The 19,626-nt window shown below is 67.7% G+C and carries 18 protein-coding genes and 1 tRNA gene; 7 read left to right on the forward strand and 12 right to left on the reverse strand.

Features of this window, described 5'->3' with window-relative positions; all coding sequences use genetic code 11:
• Nucleotides 1-10 precede the first annotated feature (10 nt).
• The 4 genes from RBB34_RS11855 to RBB34_RS11870 are packed head-to-tail and all read left to right on the forward strand — an operon-like array spanning nt 11 to nt 3,817.
• Nucleotides 11-895 carry a dihydrodipicolinate synthase family protein gene (locus RBB34_RS11855; protein ID WP_306119438.1) on the forward strand — a complete coding sequence of 295 codons (885 nt, stop codon included), beginning with the start codon at nt 11-13 and terminating at the stop codon, nt 893-895.
• A gap of 23 nt (nt 896-918) precedes the next feature.
• Nucleotides 919-2,091: an L-rhamnonate dehydratase gene (locus tag RBB34_RS11860; RefSeq protein ID WP_306119439.1), complete on the forward strand. Its 1,173-nt coding sequence runs from the start codon at nt 919-921 to the stop codon at nt 2,089-2,091.
• Between the two features lie 9 nt (nt 2,092-2,100).
• Nucleotides 2,101-2,976, forward strand: a complete 876-nt coding sequence (locus RBB34_RS11865; protein ID WP_306119440.1) for an amidohydrolase family protein — start codon at nt 2,101-2,103, stop codon at nt 2,974-2,976.
• A gap of 25 nt (nt 2,977-3,001) precedes the next feature.
• On the forward strand, nt 3,002-3,817 hold the full coding sequence (locus RBB34_RS11870; RefSeq protein ID WP_306119441.1) for a FadR/GntR family transcriptional regulator: 816 nt from the start codon (nt 3,002-3,004) through the stop codon (nt 3,815-3,817).
• A gap of 21 nt (nt 3,818-3,838) precedes the next feature.
• Here the strand turns inward: RBB34_RS11870 and urtE are convergent, their stop codons facing one another.
• The 11 genes from urtE to RBB34_RS11925 all read right to left on the reverse strand — a co-directional run bounded on the left by urtE (nt 3,839) and on the right by RBB34_RS11925 (nt 15,595).
• Nucleotides 3,839-4,534 carry an urea ABC transporter ATP-binding subunit UrtE gene (urtE, locus tag RBB34_RS11875; protein WP_306119442.1) on the reverse strand — a complete coding sequence of 232 codons (696 nt, stop codon included), beginning with the start codon at nt 4,532-4,534 and terminating at the stop codon, nt 3,839-3,841.
• Nucleotides 4,535-4,537: 3 nt separating this feature from the next.
• Nucleotides 4,538-5,278, reverse strand: coding sequence for an urea ABC transporter ATP-binding protein UrtD (gene urtD / locus RBB34_RS11880; protein WP_306119443.1), 741 nt, complete (start codon nt 5,276-5,278; stop codon nt 4,538-4,540).
• Nucleotides 5,275-6,492: an urea ABC transporter permease subunit UrtC gene (gene urtC, locus RBB34_RS11885; protein ID WP_306119444.1), complete on the reverse strand. Its 1,218-nt coding sequence runs from the start codon at nt 6,490-6,492 to the stop codon at nt 5,275-5,277. Before urtC ends, urtD begins: the two co-directional genes overlap by 4 nt.
• Before the next feature lie 4 nt (nt 6,493-6,496).
• Complete coding sequence (gene urtB, locus RBB34_RS11890; RefSeq protein ID WP_306119445.1) at nt 6,497-8,443, reverse strand: urea ABC transporter permease subunit UrtB; 1,947 nt, start codon at nt 8,441-8,443, stop codon at nt 6,497-6,499.
• Between the two features lie 184 nt (nt 8,444-8,627).
• Nucleotides 8,628-9,908: an urea ABC transporter substrate-binding protein gene (gene urtA / locus RBB34_RS11895; RefSeq protein WP_306119481.1), complete on the reverse strand. Its 1,281-nt coding sequence runs from the start codon at nt 9,906-9,908 to the stop codon at nt 8,628-8,630.
• A gap of 266 nt (nt 9,909-10,174) precedes the next feature.
• Nucleotides 10,175-10,798, reverse strand: a complete 624-nt coding sequence (locus tag RBB34_RS11900) for a nucleoside triphosphate hydrolase (RefSeq protein ID WP_306119446.1) — start codon at nt 10,796-10,798, stop codon at nt 10,175-10,177.
• On the reverse strand, nt 10,791-11,645 hold the full coding sequence (locus RBB34_RS11905; protein WP_306119447.1) for a sugar phosphate isomerase/epimerase: 855 nt from the start codon (nt 11,643-11,645) through the stop codon (nt 10,791-10,793). The genes RBB34_RS11900 and RBB34_RS11905 overlap by 8 nt, the downstream gene beginning before the upstream one ends.
• A 2-nt stretch (nt 11,646-11,647) precedes the next feature.
• A complete protein-coding gene (locus RBB34_RS11910; protein WP_306119448.1) occupies nt 11,648-12,418 on the reverse strand; it encodes an ATP-binding cassette domain-containing protein in 771 nt (256 codons plus the stop codon).
• Nucleotides 12,415-13,422 carry an ABC transporter permease gene (locus RBB34_RS11915; protein ID WP_306119449.1) on the reverse strand — a complete coding sequence of 336 codons (1,008 nt, stop codon included), beginning with the start codon at nt 13,420-13,422 and terminating at the stop codon, nt 12,415-12,417. Before RBB34_RS11915 ends, RBB34_RS11910 begins: the two co-directional genes overlap by 4 nt.
• A 95-nt stretch (nt 13,423-13,517) precedes the next feature.
• Nucleotides 13,518-14,495, reverse strand: a complete 978-nt coding sequence (locus RBB34_RS11920; RefSeq protein ID WP_306119450.1) for a substrate-binding domain-containing protein — start codon at nt 14,493-14,495, stop codon at nt 13,518-13,520.
• 35 nt (nt 14,496-14,530) lie between these two features.
• Nucleotides 14,531-15,595: a LacI family DNA-binding transcriptional regulator gene (locus RBB34_RS11925; RefSeq protein ID WP_306119451.1), complete on the reverse strand. Its 1,065-nt coding sequence runs from the start codon at nt 15,593-15,595 to the stop codon at nt 14,531-14,533.
• A 101-nt stretch (nt 15,596-15,696) separates the two neighbouring features.
• Here RBB34_RS11925 and RBB34_RS11930 point away from each other — a divergent pair, with 101 nt between their 5' ends.
• Nucleotides 15,697-16,728, forward strand: coding sequence for a hydroxyacid dehydrogenase (locus RBB34_RS11930; RefSeq protein ID WP_306119452.1), 1,032 nt, complete (start codon nt 15,697-15,699; stop codon nt 16,726-16,728).
• A gap of 237 nt (nt 16,729-16,965) precedes the next feature.
• Here the strand turns inward: RBB34_RS11930 and RBB34_RS11935 are convergent.
• A tRNA-Gln gene (locus RBB34_RS11935) sits at nt 16,966-17,039 on the reverse strand.
• Between the two features lie 241 nt (nt 17,040-17,280).
• On the opposite strand from RBB34_RS11935, the gene RBB34_RS11940 reads away from it, so the two are divergent.
• Nucleotides 17,281-18,900: a hypothetical protein gene (locus RBB34_RS11940; RefSeq protein ID WP_306119453.1), complete on the forward strand. Its 1,620-nt coding sequence runs from the start codon at nt 17,281-17,283 to the stop codon at nt 18,898-18,900.
• A complete protein-coding gene (locus RBB34_RS11945) occupies nt 18,897-19,589 on the forward strand; it encodes an RlmE family RNA methyltransferase (RefSeq protein WP_306119454.1) in 693 nt (230 codons plus the stop codon). Before RBB34_RS11940 ends, RBB34_RS11945 begins: the two co-directional genes overlap by 4 nt.
• Nucleotides 19,590-19,626 lie beyond the last annotated feature (37 nt).

Genomic DNA, 19,626 nt, shown 5'->3' on the forward strand with positions numbered 1-19,626 from the left:
CATAGCGGGCATGCGCATCGCCGGCACATATCCGATGCTGTTCGCCTTCTTCGGCTCCGATGACGCGCTGCGGCGCGAGGCGATCGAGCGCCAGGTCGCGGCCGCCAGGGCCGTGGGCGCGGACGGCGTCGCCGTGCTCGGCCTTGGCACCGAGGTCGCAAAGCTCGGCCGCGCCGAGCGCGCCGCCGTGCTCGAATGGACGGTTGCCGCCTCTGGCGACCTGCCCGTCGCCGCGACCATCGCAGAGACCAATCTGGTCGACATGATCGAGGCCGCGCGCGCCGCCGAGCGGGCAGGTGTGGCCTGGCTCATCTTCCAGCCGCCGCGACCGCCCGCCTCCGGCGCCGATCTGATCGACTGGTTCGCCGCGGCGGCAAGCGCCGTTGACTGCCCCGTGGCGATCCAGAACGCACCGGAGTTTCTCGGCATCGGGCTGACGCCGGCCGAACTGGCCGAACTGGGTCGGCGCCAGCCCAACGTCACGGCGGTCAAGGCCGAATGCAGCGCGGTGGCGCTGGGCACGCTGGTCGATGCGCTGGGCGACACGATGACCACGCTCAACGGGCGCGGCGGTTTGGAGTTGACCGACAATTACCGCGCCGGCGCCGCCGGCATGATCCCGGGCATCGAGACCGCCGATCTGCAGGTTGCCGTCGCCCGCGCCATGGCGGCGGGCAACGAGGCCGAAGCCGAGGCGCTCTATCGCCGGCTGCTGCCCGCCGTCGCCTTCGCCATGCAGGGCATCGACCATTTCGTCACCCACGCCAAGCACATCGCCGCCCTTCGGCTGGGCCTTGCGCCGAGCGCACGGCGTGCGCCGGGCGGCCACATGACCGCGCGCGGCGCCGCCTGGGCCGAGCGCCTCGCCGCCGAGCTTGGACCCTTGCCCGTCTGAACGCAACCGAAACGGAGCCCCCCATGCCGCAGATCACCGATGTCCGAACCACGATCTGGGAGTGGACCGGCCCCGTCGCGCCCATGCCGCCGCATTTCTGCACGACCGCCTCGGACATCGTCGCCGACGTGACCGGCTCGATCGCCGGCTTTCGTTTCCTGGGCTGGCTGATCTGCGAGATCGAGTGCGACGACGGCACGGTGGGCATCGGCAACGCCGCGCTGGCCCCGCACGCGGTCAAGACGACCATCGACACCTATCTCAAGCCGCTGCTGATCGGCACCGACCCGCTGGACAACGAATATATCTGGCAGTCCATGTACCGGCGCACCTTGCCCTTCGGCCGCAAGGGCATCGGCATGACGGCGATGAGCGCGGTGGACCTGGCGGTCTGGGACGCCAGGGGCAAGATCCTCGGCCAGCCGGTGTTCAAGCTGCTTGGCGGCCGCACCAAGGAGAAGTTGCCCGTCTATGCCTCGCGGCTTTATTCGCAGCCGCTCGAGGATCTGCACCGGGAAGCCCGGGCCTATGCCGAGGCCGGCTTTTCGGCGGTCAAGCTGCGCTTCGGATGGGGACCCAAGGACGGCATCGCCGGCATGGCGAAGAATGTCGAATTGGTGCGCACCGCGCGCGAGGCGGTCGGTCCCGACGTCGATATCATGGCCGACTGCTACATGGGCTGGAACGTCGAGTATGGCCGACGCATGCTGCGCCTGCTCGAGCCGTTCAACATGCGCTGGGTCGAGGAACCGGTCATCGCCGACGATCTGGCCGGCTATGCCGAACTGCGCGCGCTCGGCCATGTGGCGATCTCGGGCGGCGAGCACGAATACACGCTGGCCGGTTTCCGCCACGCGCTCGATCTGCGCGCCTATGACATCGTCCAGTTCGACGTCAACCGCGTCGGCGGCATCACCGCGGCCAGGAAGATTGCCGATCTGTGCGAGGCCTACGACATTCCGGTCATCCCCCATGCCGGCCAGATGCACAACTATCACATCTCCATGTCGAGCTATGCCGCACCGATCGCCGAATATTTCCCCAAGGTGCCGGTCGAGGTCGGCAACGAGCTGTTCTGGTACATCTTCGACGGCGAGCCCGTGGCCGAAGACGGCTTTGTGAACCTCGCCGACGATCGGCCGGGCTTCGGGCTGACGCTGCAGGAGCCGTCCGAGCACTTCACCCTGACGCGCTAGGAGGCGATCATGCCCAGTTTCCCGATCATCGACACGCATCTGCACATCTGGGACCATGACCGGCTGACCTATTCGGCCTTTCACGGCCATCCGATCTTCGAGAACTCCTTCCACGTCGAGGACTACCGCGAGGCCTGCGGCGACGTCGACGTCGAGGCCATGGTGTTCCTTGAATGCTACGCCGATTTCACGCCCGAGGGCGGCCAGTACATCGAGGAGATCGAATTCGTCGAGGACGAGGCCAGGCGCGACCCGCGCATCAGGGGCATCGTGCCCATGGCGCCGCTCGAGCGCGGGGTGGCCGTCGCGCCCTTGCTCGAGGAGATGGTCACCCGCTTCGACAAGGTAAAGGGCATTCGCCGCATCGTCGAGTTCGACGAAGACCCGCGCGCGCTCACCCTGTCGGACGCCTTCGTCGAGGGTGTGAACACGCTCGACGAATACGGGCTGCACTTCGAGATCAACGTCAACCACACGCAGATGGACATCGTGCGCGAATTCGTGCGCCGCATCCCCAAGGTGCCGATGATCCTGGACCATTGCGGCAAGCCGGGCATCGCCGAGGGCGCCATCGGCCAGTATGTCGACGACGTCAACGAACTGGCGCGCCATCCGAACCTGTGGATCAAGCTGTCCGACCTTCCGGTGGAAGCCGATCACGACAACTGGACCGAAAACGATCTGAAGCCCTATATCGACGCCACGCTGGAAGCCTTCGGCCCCGACCGGACGATCTTCGCCAATGACTGGCCGGTCTGCCTGCAGGCAACGACCATTCCGCGCTGGGTCGAGGTGCTCGACCGGGCGCTGGCGGATCTGAGCGAGGAGGATCGGCGCAAGATCTATCGCGACAACGCCAACCGCTTCTACAGGCTGGGGCTGTGAGCGCGCAGGAGACCGGTTGAGGCCGATGACCGACCAGAAGGGCCGAATCCGCAGCGCCGAGGACGACTTCAACGCCTTCATGCGCGAGGATGGCGAGGCCGGCGAGGGCGCCGAGGGCTTTGCCGGCGGCGTGCTCAAGCGCCGCTCGATCGCCGAGCAGGTGACCGAACGGATCATGGCCATGATCAAGAGCGGCAACCTGAAGTCGGGCGACCGCCTGCCCACCGAGGCGCAGATGTGCGTCGCCTTCGGCATCAGCCGCCCGCCGCTGCGCGAGGCGCTCAAGGCGCTGACCATCATGGGCGTGCTCGACAGTCGCCAGGGCGGCCGCTACACGGTCACCGACCTGTCGCCGACCCGGCTGGTGGCCCCGTTCAACACCATGCTGGCGGTCAACGAATATGACGTGATCGAGCATTTCGAGGCGCGCGCGCTGGTCGATCTGGGTCTTGTGCGCATGTGCGTGGAGCGCGCGACGCCGGCCGAGCGGCAGCGCATCAACCAGCTCGCCCAGGACGGCCATGCCTTCTACGACGACCCGGTCGCCTTTCGGCTGCTGGACATCGAATATCATCGCGCCATCAATGAGGGCGCTCACAACACGCTGATCATGGGGCTCGCCCAGAGCCTTTACGATGTGGGGCTGGACATGCGCCGCATCGCCAGCGCGCTGCCCGGCGTGATCGAGATCTCGGTCACCCAGCATTGCGAGGTCGCCGATGCGATCAATGCCGGCGATGCCGACACGGCCGTCGCCGCCTATCGCCGGCATCTCGAACATGTGCGAGACACCACGCTCCGTTCGATCGAGTTGACCAGCAAGGGCCTGATCGAGACGTGACCGGGCGCGCACCCTCCAAGGTCAGACCGAGACGGCGCGGACCAGTTCCTCGCGGGCGATCTCGCCGCGGTCGCCGCGCAGCGAGACCGCGCCGCGCTGCATGACCACGAACTCGTCGGCCAGCCCGTAGGCAAAATCGAAATACTGCTCGACGAGCACGATCGCCATCGTGCCCTGGTCGCGCAGATATTCGATCACCTTGCCGATCTGCGTGATGATGTTGGGCTGAATGCCCTCCGTCGGCTCGTCGAGCAGCAACAGCTTGGGCCGCGTCACCAGCGCCCGGCCGATGCTCAACTGCTGCTGCTGGCCGCCGGACAGATCGCCGCCGCGCCGGCCTTCCATCTGCCGGAGCACGGGAAACAGTTCGTAGATCTCCTCGGGCACGGCGCGCGCGCCGCGCGGCAGGCAGGCAAAGCCGGTCTCAAGGTTCTCGCGCACGCTCAGAAGCGGAAAGATGTCGCGTCCCTGCGGCACGTAGGCGACGCCCTTGGCGGCCAGCGCATGCGCCGGCGGCGTGCCCAGCGTCTCGCCGTCAAGGGCCACCGTACCGCCCGAACGGTGATGAACGCCGGCGATCGCCTTGAGCAGCGAGGTCTTGCCGACGCCATTGGTGCCCATCACGCAGGTCACCGCGCCGCGCGCGGCCTGAAGCGAAACCCCGTGCAGGATCTGCGACTGACCGTAATGCAGGGTCAATTCGGAAACCGAAAGCATCGCTCAGCGCCCCAGATAGACATCGATCACCTGCTGATGGCCGGTGACGTGGTCGATCGAACCCTCGGCCAGCACCGAGCCCTCGTGCAGCACCGTGACCTTGCAGTTCAGCCGGCGCACGAACTCCATGTCGTGCTCGACGACGATCACGGCGCGTGTCTCGGCCGCCCGCTTGAGAAGGTCAGTGGTGTGCTCGCGTTCGTCGAGCGTCATGCCCGCCGCCGGCTCGTCGACCAGCAGCAGTTTCGGATCCTGGGCGAGAAGCATGCCGATCTCCAGCCACTGCTTCTGCCCGTGCGCCAGTTCGCCGGCCATCCGGTTGAGCTGATCGGCAAGCCCGATCTCGCGCGCCAGTTCGGCGACTCGGTCCATGTCCGTGGCAAACGGCCGATAGAACACCACGCTGAGCGGGTCGCGCGCATTGTCGAGGGCCATCGTGAGATTGTCGCGCACGCTCTGCTGCTCGAAGACGGTAGGCCGCTGGAACTTGCGGCCGATGCCGGCGCGCGCGATCTCGCTTTCGCTCATGCGCAGCAGGCTGGCCGGCGGCTCGCCATAGTCGACGCGGCCGCTGTCGGGGCGCGTCTTGCCGGTGACGATGTCCATGAAGGTGGTCTTGCCGGCGCCGTTCGGCCCGATGATCGCGCGCAACTCCGCGGCGCCGATCTCAAAGGACAGATCGTTGATCGCCTTGAACCCGTCAAAGGCGACCGAGACCCCGGCGACTTCCAGAAGGCTGCTCATGCCGGTTCCTTGGCGCTTTGCGGCGGTCTTGCCGGCTGCGGCCGCGCGGCGCGCGGGTTGCGGACGAGCCTGTCGACGAGCCCGCCAAGGCCCTGCGGCGCGAACAGCGTGACCAGCACGAAGCCGAAGCCGAGCAGCACCAGCCACCAGTCGACCCATTCGATCGTGTAAAAGCCAAGCGGGATGTCGGGCGCCCGGCCGGAGGTGAACCAGGTCGACAGAAGCGAGACGAGCGCGGCGCCGATCACCGCGCCGTAGAGCCGGCCCCGGCCGCCGATCGCCACCCACACGGCCAGGTAGATCGAGGCGATGGGCGCGATCTCGGCCGGATTGATGATGCCCGCCTGCGGATAGTAGAGCGCCCCGGCAATGCCGGCGATGACGGCCGTCAGCGTGAACACGACGAGCTTGTAGGCCTCCACATTGTAGCCCAGGAAACGCACGCGCGCCTCGTCGTCGCGAATGCCGCGCACCACATTGCCGAACTTGCCCGCAACGAGCCAGGCCGCGAGCAGATAGCCCGCTCCCAGCGCCAGCGCCGACGCCCACAGGAACCAGACCGAGACCACGTCCTGCGAGATGTTCTCGGCGCCGGGAATGTTCTGCAGGCCCGAAAGGCCGTTATTGCCGCGCAGGCCCGAATCGTTCTGGAACAGATAGAGCGACAGCGCCAGCGTCATCGCCTGGGTGAGGATCGACAGATAGACGCCCGTCACGCGGCTGCGAAAGGCCAGCCAGCCGAACACCAGCGCCAGCAGGCCCGGCACGAGCACGACGAGGGCGAGCTGGATGATCAGGCTGTCGGCGAACATCCAGATCGTCGGGATCTCCGAGCCGCCGACCACGCCGAAGATCTGCGCGCCGATCGCCTCGCGCACCTCCTCGGGCGTCGGCGGCAGTTGTGCGGCGGCGAGCTGGTCGACGACGATGCCCTTGGTGCGCTCATACATCAGCCACATGCCGATCATGTAGCCGCCAAGGCCGAAGAAGGCGAAATGGCCCAGCGACAGGATCCCGCAATAGCCCCAGACGAGGTCCATGGCGATGGCGACAAGGCACAGGCACAGCGTCTTGCCCAGCGTCTTGACGAAGCTGGTCGAGATCAGCCCGATGCCGAAGCCTTCCGACAGGATCGTTGCGCCCAGCGTGAACAGCGCGAGAAGCGCGATGAAGATCATCACCGAGGGATGGCGGATCAGGAAGGTGCGTTCCATGGCCTCAGTCTCCCGCCGCGCGGCCGCGCAGGGCGAAGATGCCCTTGGGCCGGAACTGGATGAAGATGATGATGAAGATGATCATGTAGGTCTGCGCGGCCAGCGTGTTGGCCGGGTTGAACCATTCGATCAGCTTCTGCAGCGAGCCGATCATGCCCGCGCCGGCCAGCGTGCCCCAGATATTGCCGACCCCGCCGACGACCACCGTCATGAAGCTCTGCACGATGTAGGAGGCGCCCAGCTCCGAGGTGACCTGCGCGTAAAGCCCGATGGCGACACCGGCGATGCCGGCGATGCCCGAGCCCAGGCCGAATGTCAGCATGTTCACCCGGTCCGGGCTGATGCCCATCGAGGCGGCCATGCGGCTGTTCTGGGTGACCGCGCGCACTTCAAGGCCCAGCCGCGTGCGGTTGAGGATGAACCACAACAGCACGAAGAAGACCAATGCGAGCACGAAGATGGCGATGCGGATATAGCTGATCGAGACCACGTCGTTGAAGGTGAGCGCGCCGTCGAGCCAGCCCGGCGCGGTCAGCGGCCGGGCCTGCGTGCCGAAGATGTTCTTGGCGAGCTGCTGCAGCGCGATGGAGATGCCGAATGTGGCGAGCAGCGTCTCCAGCGGCCGGTGCATCAGGTGGCGAATGACGAGCCGTTCGAGCGCCACCCCGGCGGCGAAGGCGAGCAGGAAGGCCAGCGGCAGCGCCAGGATGATCGAGGCGGTGTGATCGGGCACGAACTGCTGCACCACATAGCCGGTATAGGCGCCGATCATGATGAACTCGCCATGCGCCATGTTGATCACGCCCATCACGCCGAAGGTGATGGCAAGCCCGATCGCCGCCAGGAAGTAGATCGAGGCCAGCGACAGCCCGTCGAGGCCAAGATCGAGCCATCCATAGGCCGCGACGCGGCTTTCGATCGATTGCAGCGTCGCCCGCGCCGCATCGGTGACCGCCCGCGAGGGCTCGTTGTAGGTCTCGAAGAAGACATGGTCGGCCACGGCCGCCGCCCGGTCCTCGGCGCTCGGCCGAGGCGGCACGGAGCCGGTGGCGGCAAGCGCCGCATAGGCATCCTCGCGCGCCTGGTCGGTGTCGAGCGAGGCGACCGAAACGCCGCCGACCCGCCCATCGGCGATGTTTGCGACCAGCGCGGCATCGCGCGCATCGTCGTCGACCGTTTCGGGCACCCGGCCCGCATCGGCGAGCATGGCGTAGGCGTCCTCGATCGCGATGTCGCTGCCCGGTTCGAGGGTGCGCGCGACATTGGCGTCGGCCGGCAGCACCTCGGCGAAGCGGGTGCGCGTCGACAGGAGCGGATTGAGCGTTGCGCGCACATCGACCGAGATGTCCCCGGCAAAGCTTTCGATGGCGGCGACGCGTGCGGCCTCGTCGGCACCGAAGGTGACGGTGAGCAGCCGCTCGAGCCGCTGCTTGCGGGCTTTCAGCGCGACATCGGGCTCATTGTCGATGGCCGCGCGCAATGCGGCCAGATGCGAGGCGTCCGGATCGCGTTCGATGGCCTGAAGCCCGGCGGCGCGCCGGTCGGGATCGGGATCGGACAGCTGGAATCGCACCAGCGCCGCGGCGATGACGCCGCGCACGCCCGAATTGGGCCGAAGCTGGTCCATGTCGTCCTCGGGCGCCTCGCCGGCCGGCGCGCCCGTGTCGATATCGATCAGCGCCATCGGATCGGCGTCCTCGTCCTCCACCAGAAAGAACAGGCCGTCGGTTTCGCGCTGGTAGACGACGCGCTCGCTCCAGCGCTCCAGAAACAGCGGCGCCCGATCGCTGCCGGTGGCGATGATCGCATCGACGATCGGCCCGACCGTGCGGCGCGAAGCGCGCTCCACGTCCTCGCGGTTGTCCTGAAGCACGGTCTGGATCGGGCCGGTCTGGGCGTGGGCAGGCAGGGTGAGGACCGCAAGGACAAGCGGCACCAACACGAGCAGCATCGCAAGGCAGCGACCGGACCACGTCCCCGCTCCCATATGCGTGGGGGAGGGGTGAGGCGTGGGGGCGGCAGCGCCGTGCCGCAACGCGGCGGCAAACGAACCACGAAACACGTCAGACCTCGACGAACTGGTGAAGGAAGAGGCAAGGCGCGCGCACGCCCCTTGCCGGTCGTTTCGCAAGACGTCAGTAGTTCGATTCGATCTGCACGCAGGTCTCGGTTTCGGTGTTGTACATGCCGCAGCCCAGATCCTTCCAGTCGGACTTCAGCACCGCGCTCTCGGGCAGGTAGTCGGTCCACGCATCGCCGGCCACTTCCTCGGTCTGGCTGATGATGTCGAACTGGCCTTCCTCGGTAATCTCGCCGATCAGCACGGGCTTGGTCAGGTGGTGATTGGGCAGCATAGTCGCGGTGCCGCCGGTCAGGTTCGCAAACTCCTGACCCCACATCGCCTCGCGCACCGCGTCGACATCGGTGGTGCCCGCATCGGTGACCGCGTTCACCCACATGTTGAAGCCGATGTAATGGGCCTCCATCGGATCGTTGGTGACCCGGTCCTCGCCCATCCGCTCCTTCCAGGTGGCGACGAATTCCTCGTTCACATCGGTATCGGCGGACTGGAAGTAGTTCCACGCCGCCAGATGCCCCACGAGGTTTGTCGTATCGAGACCCGAAAGCTCCTCCTCGCCGACCGAAAAGGCGACCACCGGGATGTCGTCCGCCGACACGCCCTGCGCCGCGAGCTCCTTGTAGAAGCCGACATTGGCGTCGCCATTGATGGTCGAGATCACGCCGACCTTCTTGCCGTCGGCGCCGAGCTCGATCACGTCGGCGACGATGGACGACCAGTCCGAATGGCCGAACGGCGTGTAGTTGACGAAGATGTCTTCCTCGGGGATGCCCTTGTCCTTGAGATACTGCTCGAGGATGCGGTTGGTGGTGCGCGGATAGACGTAATCGGTGCCGAGCAGCGCGAACTTCTCCACCCCCAGTTCCTCGAGGAAATAGTCCGTCGCCGGGATCGCCTGCTGATTGGGCGCCGCGCCCGTGTAGAACACGTTCTTCGAGCTCTCCTCGCCCTCATACTGGACCGGATAGAACAGAAGGCCGTTGAGTTCCTCGAGCACCGGGAGCACCGCCTTGCGGCTGACCGACGTCCAGCAGCCGAAAATGACGTCGACCTCCTCGACGGTGAGCAGTTCGCGCGTCTTTTCGGCGAACAGCGGCCAGTCCGACGCCGGATCGACGACCACCGCCTCGATCGGCCGGCCCAGCAGGCCGCCCTTTTCGTTCTGCTGGTCGATGAGCATCTCGACCGTGTCCTTCAGCGTGGTCTCCGAGATCGCCATCGTGCCCGACAGCGAGTGCAGGATCCCGACCTTGATGGGCTCCTCCTGCGCCTGCGCGACGCCGGCCAGCGCTGTGGTGGCGACAAGTGCACATGCCAATGGCAGTGCGAACGGCAATGAATGGGTCTTGTGGGGTCTGGTCACGGTGGACGCTCCATGAAATGGACAAAACGCATTCCGCAACGCAACACGCGTGCCAGATCGCGAGTCGAAACGGCGTCTGGACGATATGCGCCGTGTTTTCATCGCCTTGCGGGCAACGGCGATGGACGGGCCCGACCGGATCTGCCGCGGCCCCGGCGCAAGGCGGGCGGCGCAATCGCCACTTTATTGTGCAGCGCCTAAATTGCCGGCAGTGGGAGCGGTCCGGCCACGGCCGGTCGTCACGAGCGAATGACGCGGTCGACGGGCCCGAGCGAACGCTTGACCCTTTCGGCGTTGGGGAGGTCGTTGCCAAGCGCCTTGTCTCTGGCCGCCTGCGGACCGAAGCCATGGCCGCGCCAGCGTGCGAGCAGGCGACGTTCAAGCTCCGGCATCGGCACGTCGAGGAAGATCGACAGATCCCAAAGCGGTGCCAGGTCGCGCCAGGGGGCTTCGTCCAGACACAGATAGTTGCCCTCGACAACGACGATGCGCGTCTCGGCGCGGATTTCGGCGGCGCCTGCGATCGCGATCTCTCGCGACCGGTCGAAGACCGGCACGATCACCGACGGCTCGGTTCGGATCCGGCCGAGCGTGGCGGCGAACCCTGCAAAGTCGAACGTCTCGGGGGCGCCCTTGCGCGGCAACAGGCCGCGCGGTTCGAGCAGGCGATTGTCCAGGTGAAAGCCGTCCATCGGCATCTGGACCGCCGCGACCCCGCGCCCGAGCAGACGCGCGACCACCGCCTCGGCCAGTGTCGATTTTCCCGATCCCGGCGGTCCGGCGATGGCAACCAGGCGGCGACGATCGCCATCGGCGAGCGCCTCGATTTGCGCGGCCAGGTCGGCGGCGGCGCCATCACTCATAGTCGAACCCGGCCTCTTGTGCCATGCGCAGCAGGAACGGCAGGCCCCGGTCGATGACGGCATCGGGATTGTCGGCGACCGGGCGCCAGATCGCCAGAGCCGACGCGATGGCCGGGTGGACCTGGTTCATGCTCTCCAGCGTCGTGATCCCGTCGAACCCGATCTGCGCCAGGACGCGATAGACCTCGTCCCACCGAACCGTTCCGGCTCCGGGCGTGCCGCGGTTGCTCTCCGACAGGTGGACATATCCCAGAAACGGGCCGCAATCCGCAAGGCCCTGGGCGAAGGACACTTCCTCGATGTTCATGTGGTAGGTGTCGAGGTGGATGAAGACGTTGTCCGCGCCCGCCGCCTCGCAATAGGCGCGGGCGTCGGCACCGGTGTTCATGATGTGGGTCTCGTAGCGGTTGCAGGGCTCGATCCCCAGCTTCAACCCGAAAGAGCGGGCGCGCGCGGCGGCGCGCGCGATGAAGCGAACGGTTCCGTCGAATTCGTCCCGCGTGCGCGGGGCGCCCGAGGTTCGGCCGATGGTGCCATAGGTCACGCCCGAAAGGGCAAACGCGCCGATGGCGCTCGCCACGTCGAAGGCCGGTTCGAGAAAGGCAAGGCCCTTATCCGGGTCGGAAATCACGTCGATGGAGGGCGGAATGCCGAGCGAACAGACCGGCTCGATCTCGCTTCTGGCGAGAAAGGCTCGGGTTTCGGCGACGTCGATCTCGGCGGGGTCCAGCAGCGGGATCTCCAGAACCCGGACGCGGTGTGCCCGCAGCCTGGGCAGCAGCACATCCATGGCCGCGACATCCCATTTGGGTGCGGCGGCAAATGTATGCAGTCCGAGCCTGGCCATGCTCAGGCTCTCGCTTCGTGTGCCGCGGCTTCGACCATGTCCGATCCGCCGACGATCGCGGAGACGACTTCGGCCATGTTGGTCTCGGCCGTGGTCAGGTTGGCGGCCGCACGCCCGTGGTGCAGGACGACGATCCGATCGGTGGCGGAAAGAACGTCGTTGAGCCGATGCGAGATCAGGATCACGCCGATTCCCTCCTCGCGCAGTTGGCGGATCAGGTCGAGAACGCCCTGCACCTCGCGCACGGCCAGCGCCGCCGTCGGCTCGTCCATGATGACGATCTTGGGGTTGAAGGTCAGCGCGCGTGCGATGGCGACCGACTGCTGCTGGCCGCCCGAGAACGACCCGACCGGCCGGTTGATCGCCGGCAGCTTGGCGCCCAGCCTGTCGATCATCGCCTGCGCCTGGCGTTTCATGGTCAGCCGATCGACGAATTTCATGCCCATCAGCGTGCGCACCGGCTCGCGTCCCAGAAAGATGTTGGCGGCGACGTCCTGCTGGCGCGCGAGCGCGAGATCCTGATAGATCATCTCGACGCCGAGCGCCCGCCGCTCTCCGGGCGTCTTGCCGAGGATCGATTCGCCCTCCAGCGCCACGTCTCCCGCGTCGGCCGAATACATGCCGGTGACGATCTTCATCAGCGTCGACTTTCCCGCGCCGTTGTCGCCGACAAGCCCGACCACTTCGCCGGCATCGACCTTGAAGTCGACGCCGTGAAGCACGTCGACGGGTCCGAAGCTCTTGCGGATGCCGGTGACGGCGAGAAGGCTCATACCCGGCTCTCCTTGCGGACCTGGAACTGGTCGATGAACACCGCCAGGATCAGGACCGCGCCGATGGCCATCTGCTGGTAGTAGCTTTGCACCGCCAGCAGGTTCAGGCCGTTCTGCAGCACGCCCATGATCAGCGCGCCGATCATCGTGCCCAGTATCGAGCCGCGCCCGCCGAAAAGATTCGTGCCGCCGATGATCGCGGCGGTGATCGCGGTCAGCTCATAGGTGATGCCGGCGGTCGGGTCGCCCGAATTGATCCGCGTGGCGAACAGCAGTCCGGCCAGCCCCGCCAGGGCGCCCGAGAGCGTGTAGAGCGTCAGACGATGGAAATCGACATTGATCCCGGCGGTGCGGGCGGCGTTCTCGTTGTCGCCGATCGCCAGCGTGTGGCGCCCGTACCGTGTGTAGGCGAGCACCACGTGCATGACGATCGCCGTGACGATGAAGATGATCACCGGCATCGGGATGCCGAACGGGCGGCCCTGGCCGAGATAGACCATCGCCTGCGGCAACCCGTAGATGACCCGCCCGTCGGAGATGATCAGGGCGAGACCGCGGGCGATGCCGAGCATGCCGAGCGTGACGATGAAGGCGGGCACGTAGGCCCGGGTGATGATCAGGCCGTTGACCAGCCCGGCAAGGGCACCGGCCCCGATCGTCGCCAGGACGGCGATCGGCATCGGCGCGCCGAGCTTGACGGCGACCGCGGCGCCGACGACGCCGGACAGGCCGAGCACCGAGCCCAGCGACAGGTCCAGGCCTCCGGAGCTGAGCACGAAGGTCGCGGCGATCGCCAGCACGCCGATCGTCGATGTCGCCAGCAGGATGTTCAGGAAGTTGCTGACCGACAGGAAGAACGGCGACAGGATCGCCATGAGCATCGCCAGCGCGATCAGCACGACCAGGCTTTCCAGGCGGATGTGCAATTGTTCGATGGAGCGTGCCTGCACGCGGCTCCAGAGGCCGCGCGCGGGCAGTTTCACTCTCGGTTCGGTCGAAGCCATGGAGTTCTCGCCATTGGCGCGTTTGCCGCGCCAGGCGCGCGGCGGCGAATGCGGTTCAATCCCGGCGGGGCCGATCGGCCCCCGCCGGGCCGGGATCACTTGACGTATTCGAGCAGAGGCTCGGTGCCTGCGTCCATGACGTCCTTGGTCAGCACGAGCGTCGGCACGATGATGCTTTCCTCGACCTCCTCGCCTTCGACGGCCATCTTGACGGTCTCGACCGCCTGCTTGCCGACCAGATAGGGAAGCTGCGCCACCGAAGCGGTCAGCCGGCCGTCCTGGATCGACTTGACCGCGTCCGAATTTCCGTCGACGCCGATGATGACGACCTCGCCGCCCTTGCCGGCTGCGAACACGCTTTCGACGGCGCCGAGCGCCATGCCGTCATTGGCCGCGAAAATGCCGACCAGATCGGGATTGCGGGTCAGGATGTCGTTGGTGATGTTGGCGGCCTTGCCGCGATCCCAGTCGCCGGGCAGCGAGGCGACGATCTCAAGTCCGGGCGCCAGTTCGCCCAGCCTTTCGGCGAAGCCCTCGGCGCGCATCTGACCGGTGATGTTGCCCGAAAGCCCCTCGATGACGAGGACGGGACCGGTCGCGTCGGCCCCGAGCTGGCTGACCATGAATTCGGCGCCCTGCGCTCCGGCCAGCACGTTGTCCGAGCCGATGCGGAAGGTGATGTCGATACCCTCGGCCTCGAGGATCGCCGGGTCGAGATTGCCGTCCAGGTCGACGATCTTGATCCCGGCATCCTGCGCCGACTTCAGGCAGGGCAGCAGGTTCGTCGAACTGATTGCCGCGGTGATCATCGCCACCGGGTTGCGCTGCAGCATCGTGTTGCAGACATTGAGTTGGCTTTCGGCGGCCTGGTCGCTCTCGACCGCCTGCATGAAGTAGTCGACGCCGGCCTCCTTCGCGCCGTCTTCGACGCCTTGGCCCATCGCGCCCCAGAACGGGTTGGCCAGGGTCTTCATCAAAATGCCATACTCGCCGTCGGCCTGGGCCGGGCCGGCGACGAGCATCATCGCGACGGCCGCCGCGCCGAACATGGCGGTTGGTGTCTTTCTGGGCATGGTTTTCTCCTCCTGTATGCACCATTTCGTCGTCGTCAGCCGCCACCGACGTGACGTGACGGCTCGTCTGCCGACCCGCCGGACTGGCGAGCGTGCAGAACGCAAGGTTCCAAATGCTGAACCGGATAGCCGCCGGTCGTGCCTTCGATCCTGGCCAGCAGGACATGCACGGCGCGTTCGGCGATCGCATCGACCGGCTGGGCGACCGCCGTGATCGAAGGCCAGGTCGTCTGCATCCATTCGGCATCGTCGAAGCCGACCAGTGCGACCTCGTCGGGGACGCGGATCGCGCGCCGACGCAGCTCGGCCAGCACGAGAAGCGTGGAATGCTGCGACAGCGAAAACACCGCCGTGGCGCGTGCGTCGGCCTTGGGAGTGTCGAAATAGGCGCTGATCGCGAGGCGCTGTACGTCCACAGCGTCGTCGGACAGCAATGTGTCGATGCGCACCCGGGGGTCGAGCGCGGTGGCGCGGGCCGTGAACCCTTCAAGTCGGGTGCGCACGGCCTTGGAGATCCGCGTCGCGCCGTGCAGCAACACATGGCGGTGTCCGTCGCCGACCAGGAGGTCGGCGACGCCGCATGAGGCGGCGTAATTGTCGGCCGCGACGGTGTCGAAACGATCGTTGGCCGAGGCCCGGTCGACGAGGACGGCGTGCATGTCGAGCGCGCGCATGCGCTGCGCGCCCAGCCCGCTCTCCGAGCGCACCGGCGCCAGGATCGTGCCCGCCACACGCCAATCGCTCATGCGCGCCACCAGATCGGCTTCGCGCGTCTCGCTCTCGCGCGAACTGGCGACGATCATTGTGTAGCCGGCCGCCTCGGCGGCGCTTTCAAGGCCGGTGACCAGGGCGCCGAAGAACGGGCTCTTGAGATCGGGCACGACCGCGCCGATGATGCGGCGCTGTTCGTTGCGCAGGCCGGAGGCGAGCGGATCCATCCGGTAGCCGAGGCGGTCGACCGCATCGCGCACGCGCCGGGCGTTCTCGGCCCTGACCGAGGACACGCCGCGCAGCACCTTCGACACCGTTGCGGCCGAAACGCCTGCGCAGCGGGCCACATCGTGAATCGTGGCGCGCCGTTGATCGCTGATGCCCGACATGGCCTCCCTTCCATGGACCCGGCGTTCCATGTTCCGGGCGAGACGATAAATCGGTTTACAGCGGAAGTAAATCGATTCATTTTGCAACGGGAGGGGCCGCCATGACATCTGCCGCCAAGCCGCTCGTGATCTGCGCGCCCGAGCCGCGCACACTGGACCTGATCTTCACGCCGGACAGGCTGGCTGACCTGCGCGCGCGCTACGAACTGGTCGAAACCAGCGCCGACGACGTCGCCGCGCTCGACGAGGCCGTGCTCGCCCAAGCCCGATACGTTCTCGGCCAGCCGCCGATTCCGTCCGCCACGCTGGCCAGGATGACCGCGCTGCGCGCCGTCTTGAATGTCGAATCCAACCTGCTCGACAACATGCCCTATGACGAACTGTTCGCCCGAGGTATCCACGTGGTGACGACCGGCGCGGTGTTTGCGGTGCCGGTGGCCGAGATCGGGCTTGGCATGGCGCTCGATCTGGCGCGCGGCATCACCGCAGCGGACGTCGATTTCCGGAACGGCACGGAAAGATGGGGCGGTGAGGGCAATGCGCGCGCGCGCCTTCTGACGGGCGCCGATGTGGGGATCGTCGGGTTCGGCGATCTCGGCCGGGCGCTGAACCGGCTGCTGACCGGGTTTCGGTGCAACATCAGGGTGCACGATCCATGGTTGCCGCCGTCTATTCTCGAAGACCAACAGGTGGTGCCGGCGCGCCTGGACGAGGTGCTCGAGCAGTCCGACCACATCTTCGTCATGGCCGCGGTGACCACGGAGAACCGCGGGTTTCTGGGCGCCGAAGCGTTCGCGCGGATGCGTCCCGGAGCGGCGCTGATACTGCTCAGCCGCGCCGACGTCGTCGACTTCGACGCGCTGCTGGACGCGGTCGAGCGGGGCCATATCGTCGCCGCCAGCGACGTCTTCCCGCAGGAGCCGCTACCGGCCGATCACCGCGCGCGGCGCCTGGACGGATTGCTGCGTTCGGCCCATCGTGCCGGGGCGCTCGACGTCGCCTTCAGGCAGATGGGCGACATGGTTCTCGAGGACATGGAGCTGATGGACCGGGGCCTGCCGCCGATGCGCTGCAAGCGGGCCGAGCGCGAGACGGCGCGCCGCATGCGCTCGCGGCCGGTCGAACGCAATTAGAGCCCGCACCCGGATGGACGCCTTTGTGACGGGCGCCGCCCTCCGGGCCGGCCGCCCCAGGCTTGAAAGACAGGCCGTGGGAAGATCGGCCGCACCGCCGCCATTGTCCGCGACATGGCGGTGCGTCGCCGCATGCCGAAGCGAAGGCCCGGCCAACTCCAGCATCGTCTCGCACACGCAGGCGATGGCGTGTCGTTGAAAGGCACGGCGGGTGGCAGGGCCATAATTGGCGGTGGCTGGCTGGGGAACCTGGATTCGAACCAGGACTAACGGAGTCAGAGTCCGCGGGTCTACCGTTAACCTATTCCCCATGCGCCGAGCCGGTGGCGCCGCGCCGCGTGCGCGGCCCTCCGCCACGTCGCCATATATGGCGGTTCGGCGCCGAATGCAAATCGGCCGCGCCGATTTCGGCTTGGTCTTTGGCCCTTGCGCTGTTACCCTTTCGGCAACGCAAATCTTGTGCATGCTGCGCGCCCCATCGTGGCAGCGCCATGCTGGAGAACGAACGTGACCAAGCCTGGACAGGGCGGCGCGCCGTCCCAAACAGGCCGAGTGTCCCGTCCCGGTCCGGGCACCGCCGCGGACGGATCCGACCATGGCCCCTCTCCGAAGACGGGTGCCGAGACGTCGACCGGCGAGGCCGGCCGCACGAACGCGTCCGCATGGCCGGGCGAGCCAAACGGCGCGGCGCCTCATCGGACATCGCCCGAAACGCCGCCGCCTGGCGAGGGAGCCGCCGATCGCCCGCCGGGCGACGCCGACAGCCCTGGTGAACCGCACGAAGCCGCCTCCGGCAAGATCGGCCAGGCCGGGCCATTTGCCAAGCGTCCGTCCAAGCGCGGCTCGCGCCGCCGACGCCGCCGTGGCGCCGGCTCGACCAATGCGCCGTCCCACGCGGCCGCGCAGGGCAGCGGCGCCGGGCACGGTGCGAACCGCAACGCCAGCCGGCCGGGGCGGCCCGGGGACGCATCGGCCGCCGCCCCGATCAAGGGCGCCCGCCAGGCGGCGGCCCCGGCGGCCGGGCCGCCGCGCGAGGGTTCCATCGGCGCACCGTCGACCGAGGTCGGCAAACCCGGCTCCGGCGAGGCCGGCCGCGCAAGGGCAGCCAACGCCATCGCCGCGCCGGCCCCCGCCGCGCACCGCCGGCCCGCCACCGCCTATGGCGCCCTCGATCTGGGCACCAACAATTGCCGGCTGCTGGTCGCCGTGCCGACCCGGCCGGGCGCCTTTCGCGTCATCGACGCCTTTTCGCGCATCGTGCGCCTGGGCGAGGGGCTGAGCGTCACCGGCCGGCTGTCCGATGCGGCCATGGACCGCGCGCTCGGCGCGCTGAGCGCCTGCCGCGACAAGCTCACGGCCCGGCCGATCGAGCGCACGCGGCTGATCGCCACCGAGGCCTGCCGGTCGGCCGCCAATGGCGCGGCGTTCCTCGAGCGCGTGCGCGCCGAGACCGGCCTTGATCTGGAGATTGTCGACCGCGCCACCGAGGCCCGCCTGGCCGTCGCCGGCTGCGGATCGCTGGTCGACCGTGCCGCCCGCGCGACGGTGCTGTTCGACATCGGCGGCGGATCGTCGGAGATCGCGCTCATCGATCTACGCAACGCCCATTCGCGCCGGCTCGCCGATCACATCACCGCCTGGACCTCGCTGCCCGTCGGCGTTGTGACCATGGCCGAGCGCTTCGGCGGCCGCCATATCGACGCCGATCTGTTCGCCACCATGACCGCCCATGCCGAGGACATGCTCGCCGATTTCGCCGCGCGCGAGCGCCTGCCGGGCGCCGGCGATTCCTCCTTCCACCTGATCGGCACGTCGGGCACGGTGACCACGCTGGCCGGCATCCATCTGGGCCTGCGGCGCTACGACCGGCGCCGCGTCGACGGGCTGTGGATGGATGCGCGGCAGGTCGACGCGGTCAACGCGCAGCTTCTGTCCTGGTCCTTCGACGAGCGCGTGGCCAATCCGTGCATCGGCCGCGACCGCGCCGACCTGGTGCTCGCCGGCTGCGCCATCCTGCAGGCGATCCGCAATGTCTGGCCGGCCGAACGGTTGCGCGTCGCCGACCGCGGCCTGCGCGAGGGGCTGCTGACCGAGATGATGAACGCCGACGGCGTGTGGCGGCGCACGCGCTACCGGCGCGGCCGCGTGAACCGGAGCGGCGGGCCGTCATGAGCCGGCGCGGCGCGCGATCGCCCGGCCGCTCGGTCAACCAGCATGTGCGGCGCAAGCAGAAGCTCAAGCCGTCCTCGCGGCGCTGGATCGAGCGCCAGCTCAACGACCCGTACGTGCAGCGCGCCAAGCGCGAGGGCATGCGCTCGCGCGCCGCCTACAAGCTCAGCGAGATCGACGACAAGCACGCCATCCTGACGAGGGGCGCGCGGGTGATCGATCTGGGCGCGGCGCCCGGCGGCTGGTCCCAGGTGGCGGTCGAGCGCACCGGCTCGACGCCCGAAAAGCCGCTGGTGGCGGCGATCGACTATCTGGGCATGGACCCGGTGCCGGGCGTCACCGTGCTGGAGATGGATTTTCTCGACGACGACGCGCCGGGCCGGCTGATCGCCGCGCTCGGCGGCGCGCCGGACGTGGTGCTGTCCGACATGGCCGCGCCGACGGTCGGCCACCGCCAGACCGATCACATGCGCACCATGCATCTGGTCGAGGTGGCGGCCGAGTTCGCCATCGCGGTGCTGCAGCCCGGTGGCCATTTCCTCGCCAAGACCTTCCAGGGCGGCACCGAAAAGGCGCTGCTCGACCGGCTGAAGCACCACTTCGGAAAGGTGATCCACGTCAAGCCCGACGCCAGCCGCGCCGAGTCCGTGGAGCTCTATCTGCTGGCCAAGGGTTTCAAGGGCAGGGGGTGAGGCCCGGCGTCTGCTGCCGGTGCTGCGATGGCGGCCA

This window comes from Roseitalea sp. MMSF_3546, from assembly GCF_030732865.1.
Classification (GTDB): Bacteria; Pseudomonadota; Alphaproteobacteria; order Rhizobiales; family Rhizobiaceae; genus Roseitalea.